Raw genomic sequence first — 20778 nt, 5'->3', positions numbered from 1 at the left:
CATGATGCGGCAGTTTTTGCGCTTTTTATCGATGTTTACCTGATAGATGATCGTCGTCATCAACCACGGGGCCCGCCCCCTGACGAACCTAATTTAAGGAGACGATCATGCTTGAACTCAGACCCTTCAGCTCGCTGGGCGGCGCCCATCATGGCTGGCTGGACGCGCATCACCACTTTTCGTTTGCCGAATACTACGATCCGCAGCGGATGAGCTGGGGCAACTTGCGCGTGTGGAACGACGACATCATCGCCGCAGGCACCGGTTTCCCGCAGCATCCGCACCGCGACATGGAAATCATCACTTACGTGCGTGAAGGTGCCATCACGCACCAGGACAATTTGGGTAACAAGGGCCGCACCGAAGCCGGTGATGTACAAGTGATGAGTGCCGGCACCGGCATCGCCCACAGCGAGTACAACCTCGAAGACAAGGAAACCAAGATCTTCCAGATCTGGATTCTGCCGACCGAAACCGGTGCGCCGCCGTCGTGGGGCGCCAAACCGTTTCCCAAAGGCAAGCGCGAAGGTTTTGTCACATTGGCCAGCGGCAAGGACGGCGACGATGAAAGCCTGCACATTCGCGCCAATGCGCGTCTGGTGGCGGCGAACATCAAGGCCGGTGAAACCGCTGAATATCGACTGGATGAAGGACGGCGCGCCTATCTGGTCCCGGCCACTGGCGTGATCGAGGTCAATGGCTTGCGTGCCCAAGCGCGTGACGGTGTGGCGGTGGCCCATGAGCAAGTGCTGACGGTCACGGCGATCGAGGACAGCGAGATCGTACTGGTCGACCTGGCTTGATCTGCAGGCAATAAAAAAGGGCAACCCTCACGGTTGCCCTTTTTCATGTGCGCATCATTTGCTGGAAATGGCGCCGTCTACCAAAGTTTGCGCCTCGGCCACCAGTTGCTTGAGGTGGTCGTCGCCGAGGAAGCTTTCGGCGTAGATCTTGTAGATGTCTTCAGTGCCCGAAGGACGCGCGGCGAACCAGCCGTTTTCGGTCATGACTTTCAGACCGCCAATGGCTTGATCATTGCCCGGTGCATGGCTGAGGATGCTCTGGATCTTCTCGCCTGCCAGCTCGGTCGAGGTGACCTGTTCCGGCGCCAGCTTGCTCAGCAGTGCCTTTTGCTCAGGGTTGGCCTTGGCGTCGACGCGTACCGAGAACGGCTCGCCCAGTTCGTCGGTCAGCGCTCGGTAGGCCTGACTTGGATCGCGCCCGGTGCGCGCCGTCATTTCAGCGGCGAGCAAGGCTGGAATCAGACCGTCCTTGTCGGTGCTCCATACACCGCCATCCTTGCGCAGGAACGAGGCGCCAGCACTCTCTTCACCGCCAAAACCCAGCGAACCATCGAACAGGCCATCGGCGAACCACTTGAAACCAACCGGCACTTCGTAGAGACGACGGCCCAGGCGCTTGGCCACGCGGTCGATCAGGCCGCTGCTGACCACGGTTTTGCCGACAGCGGCATCAGCGCGCCATTGCGGACGGTTCTGGAACAGGTAGTCGATGGATACCGCCAGATAGTTGTTCGGCGCGAGCAAACCACCGGACGGCGTGACGATGCCGTGGCGGTCATGATCCGGGTCGCAGGCAAACGCCACGTCGAAGCGCTCTTTCAGGCCGATCAGGCCCTGCATTGCGTGGCTGGACGATGGGTCCATACGGATCTGACCGTCCCAGTCGACGGTCATGAAACGGAACGTTGAATCGACCTGTTTATTCACCACTTCCAGGTCGAGACGATAGTGTTCGGCAATGGCCGACCAGTAGCGCACCCCTGCTCCGCCCAGCGGATCGACACCCAGACGCAGCTTGGCATCACGGATGGCATCAAAGTCGATGACGTTGATCAGGTCGGCGACATAGGTGTTCAGGTAATCGTGACGATGGGTCGTGCTGGCCTTGAGCGCCTGCTCGTAGCTGATGCGTTTGACCCCGGCCAGTTTGTTCGCCAGCAGCTCGTTGGCCTTGGCTTCGATCCACTTGGTGATGTGGGTATCGGCCGGGCCACCGTTGGTTGGGTTGTATTTGTAGCCACCGCTTTGTGGCGGGTTGTGCGACGGCGTGATGACGATACCGTCAGCCAGGCCGGAGGTACGGCCGCGGTTGTAGCAGAGAATGGCGTGGGAAATTGCCGGGGTCGGTGTGTACTCATCGCCTTCGGCGATCATCACGGTGACGCCGTTGGCGGCGAGGACTTCCAGTGCGCTGGCGCCCGCCGGGGTCGACAGTGCATGGGTGTCGATGCCGACGAACAGCGGGCCGGTGATGCCCTGGGCTTCGCGATACAGGCAGATCGCCTGGCTGATGGCCAGAACGTGCCATTCGTTGAAACTCAAATCGAACGAACTGCCGCGGTGGCCGGACGTGCCGAACGCCACTCGCTGGGTAGAAATCGATGCATCAGGCTGGCCGGTGTAATAGGCCGTAACCAGTCGCGGGATGTCGACTAACAGTTCTGCCGGTGCCGGTTTGCCCGCAAAAGGACTGAGTGTCATGCAAAAACCTCTGAAATCGGAGTGGTTCAGGAAATGCAGCGCAGTTTACTGGCAGTTTGACCACTGTGCGACGGGATGTATCCGAAACTCGCCCGATGTTTTTTAACGTTATTGGCCGGGCGACAGGCGCAAGGCATCGCCGAGCAAGCCGATGACACTCGGCAGATCCCGCTCGCCGTGGTGCAACGCGCTTATCCGCAGATGATCCGCATGCAGACCTTGCAGGCTGAACAGCTCGCCGGGGGCCACGATGATCTGTTGCTTGAGCAGGCGACGGAATACATTCGCCATGTCGACCGGCCGTAACGAACGCACCCACACCGTCGCCCCGCCCTGCGGCTCGACGATCTGCAGCGTATCGCCCAAACGTTCGTGCAGAACCTGGATCAACACGGCTCGCCGCTCACCCAGCATTCGCCGCAGCACAGATAAGTGCTGATCAAGCCGCCCGCCATTCAACAACCGGGCAATCGCCTTTTGGCGGATCGGCGACAAGCGAAATGCGCGCAGCAGAAAATGGCGTTGCAGCGCCTCACGCCAATGACGCGACAGGACAAAGCCGAATGGCGCTTCAGCGCCGATGAATTTCTCGAAAGTGGAAAACACCAGCAGACGCTCAGGATCAAGCCAACTGCGCAAACGCTGTGAATCATTGCGCTCGTCAAGCTCGCTGTAGCAGTCGTTTTCCAGTACCCAGACGCCATGTTGATTGAGCAACTGCGCGGCGGCTTGCTGACGCTCATGGGTGAAACCTTTGCCGTGAGGCATGCTCAACACTGAGGACAACAGAACCAGACGTACTGGCTCGTTCTCCAGCAGCGATTGCAGTACCGACAGATCAAGCACGCCTTCGGCCAGCAATGGCCATTCGATCACGCGCACCCCGCACGACTCGAGCAGACGCAATATCACCCAGTCGCACGGTGATTCGACAATTACGCTGGCGTGACGCAATTCAAGCACCGAAATCAGAATTTCCAGGACCCCGCGCAGATCGGCACCGATATAGATGTCATCGGCATGCCAGAAATGCTCTGTCGAACTCGTGTACCGCGCTGCCAGGGCAACCCGCAATTCCAGCTCTCCGCAAGGTTGCACGAATGTCTGTAGCTGACGCGGATATTGGCGCAGAAGCTCACGTTCCAGCGTCAACAACGGACTGTCCAGCGGTTGCAGCGAGGCCGGTTCGTCGGCGCTCAACACACACATTCCGGGACGTCTGGCGTTGACGTACACGGTCTCCAGCAGATCATTGCCGTTGCCGGGCGCATCCATGCTGAACAGCGCTTGCGCGTAATACCCTGACTTGGCTATCGAATAGACTCGACCTTCCTTCTCCAGAAGCGAATAGGCGTACTGCACCGTTGAAATGGAGACATTCAGTCGATCCGCCAGTTGTCGCAAGGAAGGCATGCGTACCGCCGCACCACCTCCGGCGTCATCAATCAGCGTGGTCAGATATCGATAAACTGCCTGATAAACAAAGTCGTTGTCCCGCGCGCTTTTCACACCCTCATTTCCGTAGATATCGGTTCACAACCCAGGCTCCGGCTCACCGTCAGCGTTCCGTCGACCGCTCGAACGGCGCAGCCGAACGCGCCTCGTCCGAACCCGAACTCTCCGAGGAGAATTGCGCAGGTGCATCAATCTGCACAGGACCCATCGCATACAGGCGGTTCAACAGCCTGACTGGCAAACCGCTGACTTCCGTCAGCCACTTCATCACCTGCTCGGGTGCGTGCAGACCCTGCATGGCGCGGTGCAGGTCCGGCATGGCGACCAGCATGCCGGGATGACAGTTGCGCAGGAAGCGTTCGAGACCTTTGCCGTTGTCGATGAACGGCGCAAACAGCAGGCACGCCAACTGCGTTTCGGTCAATCCGAAACCATTACTGAGGTAATCCTCGGCAAGCATCCGCAGTTGTTCTGGCCCGCCGGCGTTGTCGTAGCTGGCCAGCAAGTGCTCGCAGACGGTTTCGGCAACCTGCTTTCGCCGCATGTCGGCCAGCGTGTGCCGGACGTAATCGTCGATGCCCGCCTCATAGGCGCGCCCCTCGATGAACCGTGCGTACAAACCTCGCACATGTGCCGAGATCAGAGGATCAGCAAACACCGCTTCGCCCTGGTACAGCGCCAGATCATCAGGTTCATAACCGAGAAACTCGCCCAACAGCGGCCAGCGGTCCTCGAGCTTGCCGACCATCATGTCGTTGATGTCGATAAAACTGGTGCGCCGGCAGGCTTCGAATTCACCTTCCGGTCGCCACACGGTCCGGTCATCATCGGCACGCAGTTCCCGGTAAAAGTCATCACCGAGCTCGTCGAGCAGAGGAAAAAGCGTTTCGAATCCGGCATTGACCAGGCCTGGAGCCGGTATTGCCACTCGCTGCATCGCGCGGTTCAGGCCTTCGAGGAAATGCTGCTGACTGCCTTTGGTTTCGGTGCTGATCATGGCGTCGACGCCGTTGTTCCAGCGCGCGATCTGGCTGTAGTACTCGGCCGTCGCCAGGTAGGCGTCATCCCATAATTCAGGTGTTTCAAGCCAGGTGCGACAGTGCCCCACCAGCAGCAGATTGACCCGGCTGGCCTCGCGCCCTTCATTGCTGACAGGCGTGCGATGGTCGAATGGCAGGACCTCGCGGTTATCCACCATCAGCACCTCGACCCGCGGATCGTCATAAAGGAATAGCGCGCTGTAGCTGCGATGCAGGTTCAGCAGGGCGAGCGGGCTGTCGCCACTCCAGCGCAGGGAAGCCACGCGCAGCTGGAAGGTCGCCGGAGCACGGCCGGCAATGGTCAGCTGAGCGGCCCGGAGCAAGGCCAGGGTATAGCAGCCGTCCCGCAGGCCGGACTGAGGCACCAGCACCTTGAACTGCCCGATGTTTTCCATGCCGCCAGCGGCCACCACCAGGCGCTGTATCAGCAATTGCAATGCCGTGCGCTCGGCTCGGGAAAAGAAACTCAGCAAACGCTGCAATACTTGCTGATAGACATAGTTCATTGCCTGATCATGGATCGTGCTCATCGGTATTTACCCGGTATCAAAAGTTTCATGCCGCGCAGACATGACAGTAGGCGCGCGGCAATTGGATCAATAAGTAATAGACGCTGAAATGCTAACACTTACAAAGTTGTAGTTATTTGAAACACTTCACCTGAACAAAGCCTTCCAGATGCCAAGCTTGACGCTCAACCACCCGTATTCATTGGCCTTTCGCCACTCAACAATGTTCTGAGGAAACTTCCCACAACGTCCCACGCCAAATCACTACGAGAAAAAGAGAAGCAACTTCCGAATCGCCCTACAGCAATTAAACAGAAATTGACGAAGCCAGCTGAACCAGCCATTTGATATTGCATCGGACAAATTGAATGCACAGCCATAGCTCATTCCTTGAGATGAAAGTAATCATTCAATTATCAGTGCTTATAGTGTGATTAGAAGATACAGATGAACGGCAAAAACCAGTTCAGTTACTGAAAAGGCCAATGCTTCGATATTGGGGAGGGTTTACTGACAGCGGAGGGTATAAACAGAAAAGAGTCCGTGGCGGCCACGGACTCTGATGAGCGGATTTACGCGGTTTGCACTTGCAGGGCCACTCGCTCGCGGCATGGGCATTCGTCCATGTAGCGATGCGCTTCGACGAACTCGTTGAACGGGAATACACGAGTCTTGAGCGGCAGGAGCACGCGGTCAGCGGTCAACTGGTTGATGTCACGCAAAGCACGCTGCAGAGCGACGTGGTCCTGGACAATGCCCAGCTCCGGCTTGCCGGTGAAATTGCCGATGCAGTGCACGAAGAACTGGATGTTCTTCTGAAACGCCGCACACGCCGGGAACGGGGTCTGGTTGCCACCTTGCAGGCCGTACAGCACCAGACTGCCGCGTGGCGCCAGCACATCGCCGAGCAACGACATCTGCGGGCCGCCAAGACCATCGAACACCACATCGACGCCGCGATTGTCGGTGATCTTGTTGATACGCATCAACAGATCTTCCTCTTCGGTGACGATGACCTTCTCCGCACCGAGGGACAACAGGTACTCCCGCTCCTCCGCCGATTTGGTCGCCGCGATCACTCGCACACCCAGCGCTTTGCCCAATTGCACAAACGACGGGCCGGCGCAGTGGCTGGCGTCGGTCACCAGCGCAAATTGACCGGGTTTGACCCGTGCCAGATCGGCATAAGCGAAGTAGGCGATCAGCAGCGGCGTGTAATGCACGCTCGCTTCGATCGGGCTGAGCACATCGGGATAACGGGTCAGCGCGGTGCGCGGCAGGACGATCGACTCACCGTACACCGGATAGTCGTTCGGGCTTTCTGCAGGAAAACTGGCCACTTTGTCGCCGACGGACAGGTCTTCGACATCAGCGCCCACCGCAGTGACCACGCCAGCCATTTCATGACCGAGGCCCGAAGGCAGACGTGCCTGGGACGACGCCAGATTCTGGCGCCACAGGGTGTCGTACCAACTGATGCCGATTGCCTCGACACGCACCTGCACTTCGCCAGGACCTGGCTGAGCAGCCGCATGCTCTTCGCATTTGAGCACCTCGGCCGGACCAAACTTGTGAAAACGGATCGTGCGGGACATCGCAAACCTCGTCAAAGTAACCTCTAATGCTATGAACTCTATCTGGGCTTTGGACCCAAGACCATCAGTGGCTATTAATAGTCGACATGCCTGTCATTGATTCCGCATCAAGGGCGGCATTGGCAAAATCCATGAAAAAAGGCCTGCCACCGTCGCAGTAAAGCTGAATTTTCCGGTGCAGAGTACCAGCCTTTCCCCGTAAGATTCATGCCGGCCATTGTTCTCATATGGCCGCCCTCGTCAAGTTTGATGACTCTGCCAGGACTCCAGATGAATCGTAATGACCTGCGTCGTGTCGACCTGAACCTGCTGATCGTGTTCGAAACATTGATGCACGAACGCAGTGTGACTCGGGCCGCGGAAAAATTGTTCCTCGGCCAACCGGCTATCAGTGCGGCGCTGTCGCGTCTGCGCAGCCTGTTTGACGATCCCTTGTTTGTCCGCACCGGCCGCAGCATGGAACCTTCCGCGCGCGCGGTGGAAATCTTCGCCCTGCTCTCGCCTGCCCTTGATTCGATCTCGACCGCCGTCAGTCGTGCCGCCGATTTTGATCCGGCGACCAGCACCTCGGTGTTTCGCATCGGTTTGTCCGACGACGTCGAATTCGCGCTGCTGCCCATGCTGCTCAAGCGTCTGCGCGCCGAAGCACCGGGCATTGTCCTCGTGGTACGGCGGGTCAATTACATCTTGATGCCGGGCCTGCTGGCCTCGGGCGAGATTTCGATTGGCGTCAGCTACACCACCGACCTGCCGGCCAACGCCAAGCGCAAGGTCCTGCGCCGCAGCGCACCGAAGCTGCTGCGCGCCGACACCGTGCCGGGGCCGCTGAGCCTGGACGACTACTGCGCCCGACCGCACGCACTGGTGTCGTTTGCTGGTGACCTAAGTGGTTTTGTCGATGAAGAACTGGAAAAACTCGGACGCAAACGGCACGTGGTGCTCGCGGTGCCACAGTTCAACGGACTGGGCACGCTGCTTGCGGGCACCGATATCGTCGCGACCGTGCCGGATTACACGGCTGAGGCACTGACGGCAGCTGGCGGTCTGCGGGCTGAAGATCCACCGCTGCCGACCCGGACCTTTGAATTGCACATGGCCTGGCGTGGGTCGCAGGATAACGACCCGGGAGAGCGGTGGTTACGGTCGCGGATTCAGATGTTCTTTGGCGATCCGGATAGCCTGTAGCCGGACCTACTTGCCACCCGTCACATCCAGAAAAGTCCCGGTGACAAACGAAGCCTCCGCGCTGGCCAGCCACAAGATGGCCCGCGCCACCTCTTCCGGCTGACCGCCCCGGCCCATCGGGATCGACTCCTTCACGCGATCCACCCGCCCCGGCTCGCCGCCGCTGGCGTGCATGTCGGTATAGATGTGCCCCGGGCGAATGCAGTTGACCCGAATCCCCTCGCGCGCGACTTCCTTGGCAAAGCCGATGGTGAAAGTTTCCAGCGCGCCTTTCGATGCTGCGTAGTCGACGTATTCATTCGGGCTGCCCAGGCGCGCCGAGGCAGAAGAAACGTTGATCACTGCGCCACCTGTGCCGCCGTGCCGGTAAGCCATGCGTTTTACCGCCTGCTGCGCGCACAGGATCGGCCCCAACGCGTTGACCGCGAATATTCGCTGCATGCGTTCGAAGCTAAGGTCCTCCATGCGTGACTGTTTCGCCAGCACGCCAGCGTTATTCACAAGAACATCGATACGCCCGAATGTACGATCAATGGCCGAGAACAGCTCAGCGACCTGCTCAGGGTCAGCGCTGTCAGCACGCACCGCCAGCGCCTTTCGCCCCAACGCTTCGATATCCGCCACCACCGCCATCGCGGCAGACTCGTTGGCAACGTAGCTGATGGCAACGTCATAGCCTTGCGCGGCGGCGAGTCGGGCGGTGGCGGCGCCGACTCCGCGACTGCCGCCGGTGATCAGAATCAGCGGTGCTTGCGAGACTTTATCCATGCGACGTTCTCCTGAGCAGTTGGCCTATGTCAGCCGATGATGATGGCGCCGCTGGCGATGACCACGCATGCCAGCATCCTGCGGACGGTAAGCTTTTCACCGAGGAACAAATAGCCGAGCAATGCCGCGAACAGCACGCTGGTTTCACGCAGGGCCGACACCGCGCCCAGTGGCGCTTCGTTCATCGCGTAGATAACGATTGCGTAAGCCAGTAAGGAAACCAGTCCGCCGCCCACAGCGGCGAGCATGCCGGGCCGTACGGAAAACAGACTGCGGGCGTCGCGCAGGCCGATATACACCAATGGCATCAACACACCCCACAGGGCGCTCATCCACACCGTGTACGCGAGCGGCGCACCGGACAGCCTGGCGCCAATGCCATCGACGACGCTGTAGGCGGCGATGAAACAACCGGTGCCCAGCGCATACGGCAGGCTCGGCACCGACAGGCTGCGCCCTCGGAACGCCAACGAAATGATCCCCCCGGACACCAGACCAATGCCGAGCAGTTCGCCGGGGGTTATGGTTTCGCCGGCAAACAGCGCGGCGCCGAGGGTGATCAGCGCCGGCGACGACCCACGGGAAATCGGATAGATCTGCCCTAGATCGCCGACCCGATAGCTGCGTACCAGAAACAGGTTGTAGCCGACATGCAGCAGTGCCGAGAGCAGCGCGTAACCCCAGCTCTCAGGTGCAGGCGGGGCCATGAAAGAGGCGGCGATGGCGCAGACGATGGCGATGGCCACGCACATCATCGTCATCGACCAGAGCCGATCGGCGCCACCGCGCAGCAGCGCGTTCCAGCTGGCGTGCAGGAGCGCGGCGAACAGAACGAGGAGTACGAGATTGATTGGCATGCAGCATTCTAGGCATCCCTGGCATCGGCATTACAGTGAAGTCTCCTCATTACACCGTGAGCAATTGCTCATACTTCAGCGCTGTGCGCTCTGCACCTTCAACGCTTCACTGAGCAACCACTCGCGAAATTTGAGGATATGCGGCTGGGCTTCGATGCCTTTGGGGCAGACGAAATAATAAGCAAGCGGCGAAGTGAACGGCACATCGAACAGCCTCACCAGACGGCCGTCGGCAATTTCATTTTCGACATGGCCGCTGCGCACCAATGCAACGCCCTGGCCGAGCAACGCAGCTTCCACCGTCATGTTGGTATCACCAAACCTGACGCCTTCGCGCAGCGGTAAAAACTCCAGCCCGACGGACTGAAACCACACCTCCCATTTCGGCGCCAACTCGGCGCCGTCGCGAATGAGTAACGGCATCTGCAGCAACTCCGCGGGACTGCCCGGCCTGCCGACGCGCTGCAGCAGTTCGGGGCTGGCCACGGGAAACACCTGTTCGCCGAACAGGAACTCTGAATACAGACCGGGGTAATTGCCCTTGCCCAAGCGGATTGCGACATCGGCTTCGCCATTGGCGAAGTGGATGATCTTGTCCGTGGTATCCAGCGAAACCAACAGCTCCGGGTGCAGGCGCGACAGAGTCGGCAAGCGTGGTAGCAGCCACTTCAAGGCAAACGAATAAGTGGTGCTGACAGTCAGGCGAACCCTGTCCTTTTGCTCGCGCAGATCCTCCAGCGTTGCTTCAAGGCTGATGAAAAACTCGCGCACGATCGGCGCCAGCGTCGCCCCCGCTGTTGTAAGGCGCAACGCCTTGCCGCGCTCGAACAATTGCAAGCCCCAAAGTTCTTCGAGGTGCCGGAGCTGGTGACTGACGGCGCTTTGGGTCACGTGCAACTCTTGAGCGGCAGCGGTGAACGTCGGGTGTCGGGTGGCCACTTCAAAAGCACGCAGGGTCGCGGTCGGGGGCAGGTCGCGCATAAAAATGATCCGGGGACGATAAATGTCAGAGCATGAGGTTGCGCTCATGTTAGAGCGAAACTCCCTTGGTTGCCCGTTCCGCGATATTGGCGTATTGCTCCGGCAAGTGGGCGAGGTGCTGGTAACAGCGAGGTATTTAATCGCCGGATAATCCTCCGCGCGCAGCGTCGGTCGCAATCATTGCAGATCAAGCAACACAGAATTGCCTTCAGGCCGATTGTTAGCCCCCTAACGAAAGGTGCATGCTAGAGGGCTGCCTCTGCGCTTATATCATTCCGAATGATAGTTACCTTTGCTTCATTCGATTCGTGCCATCACACCCGCGCCGAGCATCATCCGCCCATCTTCAATACTTCGGCGGATTGCATCCATGGAACAATCACTCAAACATTTGCGCTTCCCGTTGGCCATGCTGGCCGTACTGGTGATGAGCGCCTGCGGCAAAACTCCGGAGACTGCCGGCGCCCCGCCCGCTGCCAAAGTCAGCGTAGCCAAGGTGCTGGAACAACCGGTCAACGAGTGGGACGAATTTACCGGGCGCCTCGAAGCGCCGGAAACCGTTGAAATCCGCCCACGGGTTTCGGGCCAGATCGATCAGGTCGCGTTCACCGAAGGCGCGCTGGTCAAGAAAGGCGACCTGCTGTTCCAGATCGATCCGCGTCCGTTCCAGGCCGAGGTACGCCGCCTCGAAGCTCTGGTTGCTCAAGCCCGCGCCACCGCCACTCGCAGCGAAAACGAAGCCGCTCGCGGTGAACGTCTGCGTACCAGCAACGCCATTTCCGCTGAACTGGCCGACTCGCGCACCAGCGCTGCCCAAGAGGCCCGCGCCGCCGTCGGTGCTCTACAGGCACAACTGGACCTGGCCAAACTGAATCTGAGCTTCACCCGCGTGACCGCACCGATCAGCGGCCGCGTCAGCCGCGCCGAAATCACTGCCGGCAACCTGGTGACCGCCGACACCACCGCACTGACCAGCGTCGTCTCCACCGACAAGGTCTACGCCTATTTCGACGCCGACGAACGCGTATTCCTCAAATACACCCAACTGGCCCGCAACGGCCAGCGTGGCGCCACTACGCCGGTGTACATGGGCCTGTCCAACGAAGACGGCAACCCGCACCTCGGCCAGATGAACTTCGTCGACAACCAGGTCAATCCAAAAACCGGCACCATCCGTGGTCGCGCAGTCTTCGACAACGCTGACGGCACCTATACCCCGGGCCTGTACGCACGGCTGAAACTGGTCGGCAGCGGCACCTACAACGCCATGCTGATCAATGACGAAGCCGTGGGCACTGACCTGGGCAAGAAATTTGTGCTGGTTATGGATGGCGACAACAAGACCGCCTACCGCGCCGTCGAACTCGGTCCGAAAATCGAAGGCCTGCGCATCGTCCGCAACGGTCTGAACAAGGACGACACCATCATCGTCAAGGGCTTGCAACGGGTTCGTCCTGGCTCACCGGTCACCCCTGAAGTGATTCCGATGGCCAGCGAGCAGACCCTCGCCGCCCTCGCTCAACAACGTCAAGCGCTGGAAGCGAGCAACCTGCCCAAAGTTGCCCCTGCCAAGGGTGCATCGGGTTCGGCTGCGAAGCTGGCTGCTACGACCCCACGCGGTTAAGGGACGACAACTCCGATGAATTTTTCCCAATTCTTCATTTCCCGGCCGATCTTCGCAGCGGTGCTGTCGCTGTTGATCCTGATCGCCGGTGCGATCTCGCTGTTCCAGTTGCCGATCAGCGAATACCCGGAAGTCGTACCGCCGACCGTGGTCGTGCGCGCCAACTTCCCGGGCGCCAACCCCAAAGTCATCGGTGAAACCGTGGCCGCTCCGCTGGAGCAGGCCATCACCGGCGTCGAGAACATGCTGTACATGTCCTCGCAGTCGACCGCCGACGGCAAGATCACCCTGACCATCACCTTCGCCCTGGGCACTGACCTGGACAACGCGCAGGTGCAGGTGCAGAACCGGGTAACCCGGACAGAGCCGAAGCTTCCCGAGGAAGTAACGCGCATCGGTATCACCGTCGACAAGGCATCGCCCGACCTGACCATGGTTGTGCACTTGACCTCACCGGACAAGCGCTACGACATGCTGTACCTGTCCAACTACGCGATCCTCAACATCAAGGATGAGCTTGCTCGCCTCGGTGGTGTCGGTGACGTGCAGTTGTTCGGTATGGGCGACTACTCGCTGCGCGTCTGGCTTGACCCGAACAAGACCGCTTCACGTAATCTGACCGCCACCGATGTGGTGACCGCGATTCGCGAGCAGAACCGTCAGGTCGCCGCCGGTCAACTGGGCGCGCCCCCTGCCCCGACCGCGCAAAGTTTCCAGCTGTCGGTCAACACTCAAGGCCGTCTGGTTTCCGAAGAAGAGTTCGAGAACATCGTCATTCGCGCAGGCGACGACGGTGAGATCACTCGCCTGAAGGACATCGCACGCATTGAACTGGGTTCCAGCCAATACGCCTTGCGTTCGCTGCTGAACAATCAGCCGGCTGTGGCGATCCCGATCTTCCAGCGTCCCGGTTCCAACGCCATCGACATTTCCAACGAAGTGCGCGGCAAGATGGAAGAGCTGAAGAAAGGCTTCCCGCAGGGCATGGACTACAGCATCGTGTATGACCCGACGATCTTCGTTCGTGGCTCGATCGAGGCGGTGGTGCACACCCTGTTCGAAGCGCTGATCCTCGTGGTGCTGGTGGTGATTCTGTTCCTGCAGACCTGGCGCGCCTCGATCATCCCGTTGGTGGCGGTGCCGGTATCGTTGATCGGTACGTTTGCGGTCATGCACCTGTTCGGTTTCTCGCTCAACGCCCTGTCGCTGTTTGGCCTGGTACTGGCCATCGGTATCGTGGTGGATGACGCCATCGTCGTGGTGGAAAACGTCGAACGGAACATCGAACTCGGCCTGACGCCGGTCGAAGCGACCAAGCGCGCCATGCGGGAAGTGACCGGGCCGATCGTGGCCACCGCACTGGTGCTGTGTGCGGTGTTCATTCCAGCGGCGTTCATTTCCGGCCTCACCGGGCAGTTCTACAAACAGTTCGCACTGACCATCGCTATCTCGACAGTGATCTCGGCGTTCAACTCGCTGACCCTGTCGCCAGCATTGGCCGCTGTGTTGCTGAAAAGCCACGACGCGCCGAAAGACCGCTTCTCGAAAGTGCTCGACAAGATCTTCGGCGGCTGGCTGTTCCGTCCATTCAACCGCTTCTTCGATCGCGCCAGCCATGGCTACGTCGGCACCGTGCGCCGGGTTATCCGTAGCAGCGGCATCGCCCTGCTCGTATATGCGGGCCTGATGGTACTGACCTTCTTCGGTTTCTCCAGCACGCCGACCGGTTTCGTACCCGGCCAGGACAAGCAATACCTGGTGGCCTTCGCGCAATTGCCGGATGCCGCGAGCCTGGATCGCACCGAAGACGTGATCAAGCGCATGTCCGACCTCGCGCTGAAACAGCCGGGCGTGGAAAGCGCCGTAGCGTTCCCGGGCCTGTCGATCAACGGTTTCACCAACAGCCCGAACGCCGGCATCGTCTTCGTGACGCTGAAACCGTTCGACGAGCGTAAAGACCCGAGCATGTCCGCCGGCGCGATTGCCGGCGCCTTGAACGGCCAGTACGCGAACATTCAGGAAGCGTACATGGCGATCTTCCCGCCACCGCCGGTACAAGGTCTGGGCACCATTGGTGGTTTCCGCCTGCAAATCGAAGACCGGGGCAACCTGGGCTACGACGAGCTGTACAAAGAAACCATGAACATCATCAACAAAAGCCACAACGTGCCGGAACTGGCCGGTCTGTTCACCAGCTACACGGTGAACGTGCCGCAGGTCGATGCCGCCATCGACCGTGAAAAAGCCAAGACCCACGGCGTGGCCGTCAGCGATATCTTCGACACCCTGCAGATCTATTTGGGTTCGCTGTATGCCAACGACTTCAACCGCTTCGGGCGCACCTACCAGGTCAACGTTCAGGCCGAACAACAGTTCCGCCTTGAATCCGACCAGATCGGCCAGCTGAAAGTACGCAACAACAAAGGCGAAATGATCCCGCTGGCGACCTTTATCAAGGTTAGCGACACCTCGGGGCCGGACCGCGTGATGCACTACAACGGCTTCATCACCGCTGAAATCAACGGTGCCGCAGCCCCGGGCTACAGCTCTGGCCAGGCGGAAAAAGCCATCGAGAAACTGCTCAAGGAAGAACTTCCGAACGGCATGACCTATGAGTGGACCGACCTGACCTACCAGCAGATTCTGTCCGGCAACACCGCGCTGTTCGTGTTCCCGCTCTGCGTACTGCTGGCGTTCCTGGTACTCGCCGCCCAATACGAAAGCTGGAGCCTGCCACTGGCGGTGATCCTGATCGTACCGATGACGCTGCTGTCGGCCATCACCGGTGTGATCATTTCCGGCGGTGACAACAACATCTTCACCCAGATCGGCTTGATCGTACTGGTGGGACTTGCCTGTAAAAACGCGATTCTGATCGTCGAGTTCGCCAAGGACAAACAGGAAGAAGGCCTCGATCCGCTCGCTGCGGTGCTGGAAGCCTGCCGCCTGCGTCTGCGGCCGATCCTGATGACCTCCTTCGCGTTCATCATGGGGGTGGTGCCACTGGTGTTCTCCAGCGGTGCCGGTGCCGAGATGCGTCACGCCATGGGTGTGGCGGTGTTCTCCGGGATGCTCGGGGTGACCTTCTTCGGTCTGCTGCTGACGCCAGTGTTCTACGTACTGATCCGTAACTTTGTCGAACGCGGCGAGCAGCGCAAAGCAGCCAAGGCGCACACTCTTCAAAAGCCACTGGAGGCGCAACAATGAGTCTGAAAGTCTTCCTGCCGAGTCTGCTGGTGCTGGCCCTCAGCGCCTGCGCCGTCGGCCCCGACTACAAGACCCCAGCCACGGAGGCAGCCAACATCACGACCGCCACCGACGGCGCCGCCGGGCAAAAGAACTTCGACCGTTCGAAATTCGAAGGCATCTGGTGGCAGCAATTCGATGATCCGACACTCAACCAGTTGGTGACGCAATCGCTGCAAGGCAACCGTGAACTGCGCGTGGCGTTCGCCCGCTGGAAAGCCGCCCGGGCGATCCGCGACGACGCCAGCAATGACGCGATGCCGACCATCACCAGCCGCGCCAGCAGCGACTTGGGCAAGGGCCAGATTCCCGGCCAGACCACCGACCGGGTCAATAGCGAGCGCTATGACCTCGGTCTGGACATGGCCTGGGAGCTCGACCTGTTCGGCCGCATCCAGCGCAATCTGGAAGCCAGTGACGCCGACCAGCAGGCCGCCGAAGCCGATCTTTACCAGTTGCAAGTCACCATGATTGCCGAACTGGTCGACGCTTACGGTCAACTGCGCGGCGCCCAGCTGCGGGAAAAGATCGCCGTGGCCAACCTGAACAACCAGCAGGAGTCGCGCAAGATCACCATCAGCCTGCGTGACGCCGGTGTCGGTGATCAGCTCGATGTCGAACGCGCCGATGCGCGTCTGGCCAACGTCGAAGCCACGGTGCCGCAGCTGCAGGCGGAACAGGTTCGGCAGAAAAACCGTATCGCTACCCTGCTCGGTGAGCGCCCGGACAAACTGACCGTCGACCTGAGCCCGAAAGATCTGCCGGCCATCGCCAAGGCGCTGCCGATCGGTGATCCGGGTGAACTGCTGCAACGTCGTCCGGACATTCTCAGCGCCGAACGGCAATTGGCTTCGGCCACTGCGCGCATCGGCGTGACCAAAGCCGACCTGTTCCCACGGGTCAGCCTCAGCGGCTTCCTCGGCTGGACGGCCGGACGTGGCTCGCAGATCGGTTCGTCGGCAGCCAACGCCTGGGCACTCGGCCCGAGCATCACCTGGGCTGCGTTTGACCTCGGCAGCGTCCGCGCCCGTTTGCGCGGTGCCGATGCTGACGCCGAAGGCGCGCTGGCCAACTACGAGCAACAGGTGCTGCTGGCGCTGGAAGAATCGGAAAATGCCTTCAGCGATTACGGCAAGCGTCAGCAACGTTTGATCTCGCTGATCCGTCAGAGCGAATCGAGTCGCAAGGCCGCTGATCTGGCAGAAATCCGTTATCGCGAAGGCACCACCGATTTCCTCGTCCTGCTCGACGCTCAACGTGAGCGCCTGAACGCCGAAGACAGTCAGGCCCAGGCCGAAGTCGAGCTGTATCGCGGCATCGTCGCGATCTACAAGGCCCTCGGCGGTGGCTGGCAACCGGAGACAGTCGCCAGCAAGTAAAGATTGTTAAAGAGCTCCTTTGGTTGGCCGCAACCAACCAAGTTTTTTTGCCCCGCGTATCATTCGGTCGCGGGGTTTTTTTATGCCACTGAATCACCAATCCCGTGTAGGAGCTGTTGAGTGCAACGAGGCTGCGATCCTTGATGGGAATGTAGCCGGGGACGCTCTGCGTCCCAAGATCAAAAGATCGCAGCCTCGTTGCACTCGACAGCTCCTACAGGGGATCAGGGTTCCAGTACCGTCACGGTGGCGGTTGTACCGGCGCGCAGGCGATTCTTGCCGGCAAAGTCACCATCAATCCCAATGCGCACCGGCACCCGTTGCGCGAGCTTCACCCAGGTGTAACTCGGGTTGATGTTTGCCAGCAATCGGCTGCCGGGCGCGTTTTCGCGGTCGGCAATGGCGAAGGCGATGCTTTCCACTGTGCCGCCGAAGCGCTCACCACTCATCAATTGAATGCGTACGCGATCACCCTCCGCGATTCGCGGCAGCTTGGTTTCTTCGAAATAGCCGCTGACGTAGAACGAATCGCTGTCGACCAACGCCAGCAGTGCCCCGCCCGCCTGTGCGTAATCACCTTGGCGGGTAAGCAGGTTGGTGACATAACCGCTGACCGGCGATTCGACACGGGTGCGCTGCAAATCCAGTTCAGCCTGGGTCAGCGCGGCAATTGCCAGTTGCACATTGGCTTCGGCCAAGCCGAGGTTGGCCTGATTGCGCAACAGATCCGCCTGGGCAACCGCCACGTCGGTACTGGCCTTCTCCCATTCCTCACCGGAAATGGCGAAGCCTTGCTTCAGCGTACGTCGCCGGCGCTCCTCGCTCTGACGTTGTTTGAGCAACGCTTCACTGGCGACGATTGCCGCTTGCGATTGCCCCAGCGAGGCCTTGGACACCTCCACCGAGCGTCGGGCATGCTCGACCGCCAGTTGATAGCGCGCCGGATCGATCTCCAGCAACAACTGGCCCTTGTCGACATGCTGGTTGTCCTGCACCGCCAGTTTGACGATACGCCCCGAAACATCCGCCGACAGCGTTACCACATCCGCCCTCACCCGAGCATCCCGTGTCCACGGCGCGCGGGTGTAATACTCCCAGGCAAACCAGCCGAGGACGATCGCCAGGATCACCACTGCCACGGTCATCATTCGTGCAACTAGTGCTTTCAAGACATCAGGCTCCCATCAACAGAATCAGCGTGGCGCAGACACAGGCGTACAGGGCGCCTTCGAACAGCGCTTCATGCCAGACCAGGCGCAGTAGGCCCAGGCGGCGCAAGCACCAGTCCAGCAACATGAAAATCGGGATCGCCAGTAACAGAGCCTGGGCAATCGGCGGCAGATAAACCCCGCCAATTTCGAAATCAATGGGCAAGTTGCGGTTCTCCTTCCAGACCTTGAGGTTGCAAATGTTCGCCGTGGCGCTCGAGGAACGACACCACAATCAGCAGCGCCACACGCATGCGAAAAACCGACCATAAATGTTCATGGCTGGCGGCGTGCAGCTCGTCCAGCTCATCTCCGAGTTGGTGCAACGTCGCCAGCAGCGCCGGGAGCTGCACATCCGCGCGTCCGGCAACCAGGCGACCGGTCTTGCGTAACGCCGATGCCAGGCGCTGGCTGAACGCATCGGTGAGTAACGCGTTGTTCTGCGCCTGCTGCCTCAGCTGATGCATGGCCACGCCCAGGGCTACGCAAGCCAGGCTGATTTCATACAAGCGTTGCATGGCGCGATCGTTTGCCGCTGGCAGCAGGCCGAGCATGCTGGTCAGGCGATCGGTCATCCGACTCTCGAAGGCGAATTGTTGTTCATCGGTGGCCGGCATTTTGCTCAGTTGGTGCACCTGCTCCCGCGCTTCGCCGTACAGGCGCCGGATGCGCAAGGCCGGGCGGAACGGGAAGATCAGCGCATAAACGATCAGGGCCAGCATCGCTGCACTGACGTAGGCGCCGGCGAATTCGAACCATTGGATCGCCGTGTTCTGCCCAGTGCCGGTATTTTGCGGCCCGAGCATGAGGAAACTGGACAGGCCCAGGCCCATGCCGATACCGGCGGTGGCCGGACTGGAAATGCCCACGGCAATGGCATACAGCAGCGGCGCCAGCAGCAAGGCCAACAGCTCGAAATCACTGATCGCGGGCACCAGCATGAATTGATAGAACGCCGACACTACCAGCGCCAGACCCAAGCCTCGCGCATAGCTTTGCGCAGCCATCAGCGGACGCGGAAACGTCGCCATCAGCGAGCAGAGAATCCCCACCAGAATCATTCCGCCGCGCGCGCCATCCCACGCCGTTTCGATCCAGATCAATCCGCTGACCAACAGCGCGGTAAAGGCGCGAATGGCGTTCATCGAGGCCAGGGTGAAATCCAGATGCAACGGACTGCTCTGGCCGCGATAGAGGCAACTGGCCGGTCGCCCTTCCTGAATGGCGTCGCTCAGTTCGAGAATCTGCTCCAGTTGCTGCAACAGGCGCGCCTGCTCCCAACGTAGCGCCCAGGCCAGTGAACGCAGGGTCGCGCTCATGTTCTCGGTCTGCTGCTCGGCCTTGTACGCCAACGCTTCGAACTGTTGCTGCAAGGTCACGAAACGTTGCCGATCGGCGCCAGACAGCGCGCGGCCCTGTTGCGCCAGTTGCTCAAGCAACGCCAGTTCCTCGGCCCGCAGCTGCTGCACCTCCAGCGGCAGGTCGCCCTCCCAGCGTTCGATGAGCAATTCGCGCTGATGCCGTAGCGCGGTCAGTCGCGACGTCAGCAGCATCAGTTGATTGCCGAGCAGCAATACCAGGTTGTCGGCATCGCGCAAACGTGGGGCATCGAAATACAAATGACGTCGCAACCCCTCCAATGCGCTGATCTCGCCGAGCAGTTGCATCTGCCGACGCTGAAAATCGGCTTCGCTTTCTTCCGTGCGAAGCACTTCGGCGGCGTGGCTGGCGGCCAGTTTGATCACCTGATCGATTTTGGCGAAATAACCTTTGGCCACTGCTTCAGGCCGGGCTGTGAGCAGGCTCACCACGCACACGCAGGCAACGGCCAGCAGGGTTTCAGTGACGCGGGTGACCGCTAGCAAAAACGTGCCTTCCTGATCCGGGATTGCCAGCAAGGCCACCACCACTGCGGTGTAGCCACTGAGCACGAACGCCTGGGAACTGGTGTAGCGCAGCAAGGTGCCGCCCGCGGTGCACAGCGCCAGCCACAACGCCAATGTCGTGATGAACGGCAGCGGCGCCTGAGGAAAAATCGCCATGATCAGCACCGCCACCGCGGCACCCACGGTGGTGCCGACCACTTGGCCGAAACTGCGCGCCAGTGCCATCCCTGCCAATGGCTGACTGACAATCACCACAGCCATGATCGACCACTTCGGTTGTTCCAGATCGAAAATGAACGCCAGATATAGGGTCAACAGCCCGGCGGCGATGGTCCGCAGGGCAAACAGCAGAACAGCCTGACCGGGATGGATCAAAGCCTTGAAATAAGCGAACAGCGCTGGCATGGGCACACTCTTTAAAACGACTTCTGCAAGCGTAGACATTGCAGCAAAAGCCTGACGGATTTCACAGTCGACACGTGTTGTAGGACGATTCGCCGGCAACGGTTTGACTCCCGCGCCAAGCTGAACGAAGCTTGCC

At 60.1% G+C, this 20778-nt stretch carries 15 protein-coding genes; 5 read left to right on the top strand and 10 right to left on the bottom strand.

Annotated elements, in window-relative coordinates:
* Positions 1–107: 107 nt before the first annotated feature.
* Positions 108–803, top strand: a complete 696-nt coding sequence (locus tag ASG55_RS20470) for a pirin family protein (protein WP_056789818.1) — start codon at positions 108–110, stop codon at positions 801–803.
* A gap of 54 nt (positions 804–857) precedes the next feature.
* Here ASG55_RS20470 and pgm read toward each other — a convergent pair whose 3' ends face one another.
* The 4 genes from pgm to ASG55_RS20450 all read right to left on the bottom strand — a co-directional run bounded on the left by pgm (position 858) and on the right by ASG55_RS20450 (position 7103).
* A complete protein-coding gene (gene pgm, locus ASG55_RS20465) occupies positions 858–2504 on the bottom strand; it encodes a phosphoglucomutase (alpha-D-glucose-1,6-bisphosphate-dependent) (protein ID WP_056789815.1) in 1647 nt (548 codons plus the stop codon).
* 108 nt (positions 2505–2612) lie between these two features.
* Entirely contained in the window at positions 2613–4013 is a 1401-nt protein-coding gene (locus ASG55_RS20460) for an aminotransferase-like domain-containing protein (protein ID WP_056789812.1), read from the bottom strand.
* A gap of 49 nt (positions 4014–4062) precedes the next feature.
* Positions 4063–5529 carry a hypothetical protein gene (locus ASG55_RS20455; RefSeq protein WP_056789809.1) on the bottom strand — a complete coding sequence of 489 codons (1467 nt, stop codon included), beginning with the start codon at positions 5527–5529 and terminating at the stop codon, positions 4063–4065.
* Between the two features lie 551 nt (positions 5530–6080).
* Positions 6081–7103 carry a zinc-dependent alcohol dehydrogenase family protein gene (locus ASG55_RS20450; protein WP_056789806.1) on the bottom strand — a complete coding sequence of 341 codons (1023 nt, stop codon included), beginning with the start codon at positions 7101–7103 and terminating at the stop codon, positions 6081–6083.
* 270 nt (positions 7104–7373) lie between these two features.
* Here ASG55_RS20450 and ASG55_RS20445 point away from each other — a divergent pair, with 270 nt between their 5' ends.
* On the top strand, positions 7374–8288 hold the full coding sequence (locus tag ASG55_RS20445; protein ID WP_016774850.1) for a LysR family transcriptional regulator: 915 nt from the start codon (positions 7374–7376) through the stop codon (positions 8286–8288).
* 6 nt (positions 8289–8294) lie between these two features.
* On the opposite strand, the gene ASG55_RS20440 is transcribed toward ASG55_RS20445, so the two are convergent.
* From ASG55_RS20440 to gcvA, 3 genes are all read right to left on the bottom strand, one after another.
* Positions 8295–9056, bottom strand: coding sequence for a glucose 1-dehydrogenase (locus tag ASG55_RS20440; protein WP_056789802.1), 762 nt, complete (start codon positions 9054–9056; stop codon positions 8295–8297).
* A gap of 29 nt (positions 9057–9085) precedes the next feature.
* Complete coding sequence (locus ASG55_RS20435; RefSeq protein ID WP_056789800.1) at positions 9086–9913, bottom strand: DMT family transporter; 828 nt, start codon at positions 9911–9913, stop codon at positions 9086–9088.
* Positions 9914–9988: 75 nt separating this feature from the next.
* Positions 9989–10894: a transcriptional regulator GcvA gene (gene gcvA / locus ASG55_RS20430; protein WP_056789797.1), complete on the bottom strand. Its 906-nt coding sequence runs from the start codon at positions 10892–10894 to the stop codon at positions 9989–9991.
* A gap of 370 nt (positions 10895–11264) precedes the next feature.
* Here gcvA and mexE point away from each other — a divergent pair, with 370 nt between their 5' ends.
* Genes mexE through ASG55_RS20415 form a run of 3 tightly spaced genes read left to right on the top strand, consistent with a single transcriptional unit; the run spans position 11265 to position 17143 of the window.
* The gene (mexE, locus tag ASG55_RS20425; RefSeq protein ID WP_039761553.1) at positions 11265–12518 is read left to right on the top strand and encodes a multidrug efflux RND transporter periplasmic adaptor subunit MexE; all 1254 of its coding nucleotides are present in this window, start codon (positions 11265–11267) and stop codon (positions 12516–12518) included.
* Positions 12519–12533: 15 nt separating this feature from the next.
* Positions 12534–15725, top strand: coding sequence for an efflux RND transporter permease subunit (locus tag ASG55_RS20420; protein ID WP_041480270.1), 3192 nt, complete (start codon positions 12534–12536; stop codon positions 15723–15725).
* Positions 15722–17143, top strand: coding sequence for an efflux transporter outer membrane subunit (locus ASG55_RS20415; protein ID WP_056789794.1), 1422 nt, complete (start codon positions 15722–15724; stop codon positions 17141–17143). Before ASG55_RS20420 ends, ASG55_RS20415 begins: the two co-directional genes overlap by 4 nt.
* A 224-nt stretch (positions 17144–17367) precedes the next feature.
* On the opposite strand, the gene ASG55_RS20410 is transcribed toward ASG55_RS20415, so the two are convergent.
* Genes ASG55_RS20410 through ASG55_RS20400 form a run of 3 tightly spaced genes read right to left on the bottom strand, consistent with a single transcriptional unit; the run spans position 17368 to position 20642 of the window.
* A complete protein-coding gene (locus ASG55_RS20410; RefSeq protein WP_435406089.1) occupies positions 17368–18291 on the bottom strand; it encodes a biotin/lipoyl-binding protein in 924 nt (307 codons plus the stop codon).
* 25 nt (positions 18292–18316) lie between these two features.
* Entirely contained in the window at positions 18317–18517 is a 201-nt protein-coding gene (locus ASG55_RS20405) for a DUF1656 domain-containing protein (RefSeq protein WP_024013080.1), read from the bottom strand.
* Positions 18507–20642: an FUSC family protein gene (locus ASG55_RS20400; RefSeq protein WP_056789787.1), complete on the bottom strand. Its 2136-nt coding sequence runs from the start codon at positions 20640–20642 to the stop codon at positions 18507–18509. Before ASG55_RS20400 ends, ASG55_RS20405 begins: the two co-directional genes overlap by 11 nt.
* Positions 20643–20778 lie beyond the last annotated feature (136 nt).

The sequence above is a fragment of the Pseudomonas sp. Leaf434 genome, assembly GCF_001425545.1.
In the GTDB taxonomy this organism is placed as follows: domain Bacteria; phylum Pseudomonadota; class Gammaproteobacteria; order Pseudomonadales; family Pseudomonadaceae; genus Aquipseudomonas; species Aquipseudomonas siliginis.
This window is presented reverse-complemented; position numbering and strand designations above follow the sequence as displayed.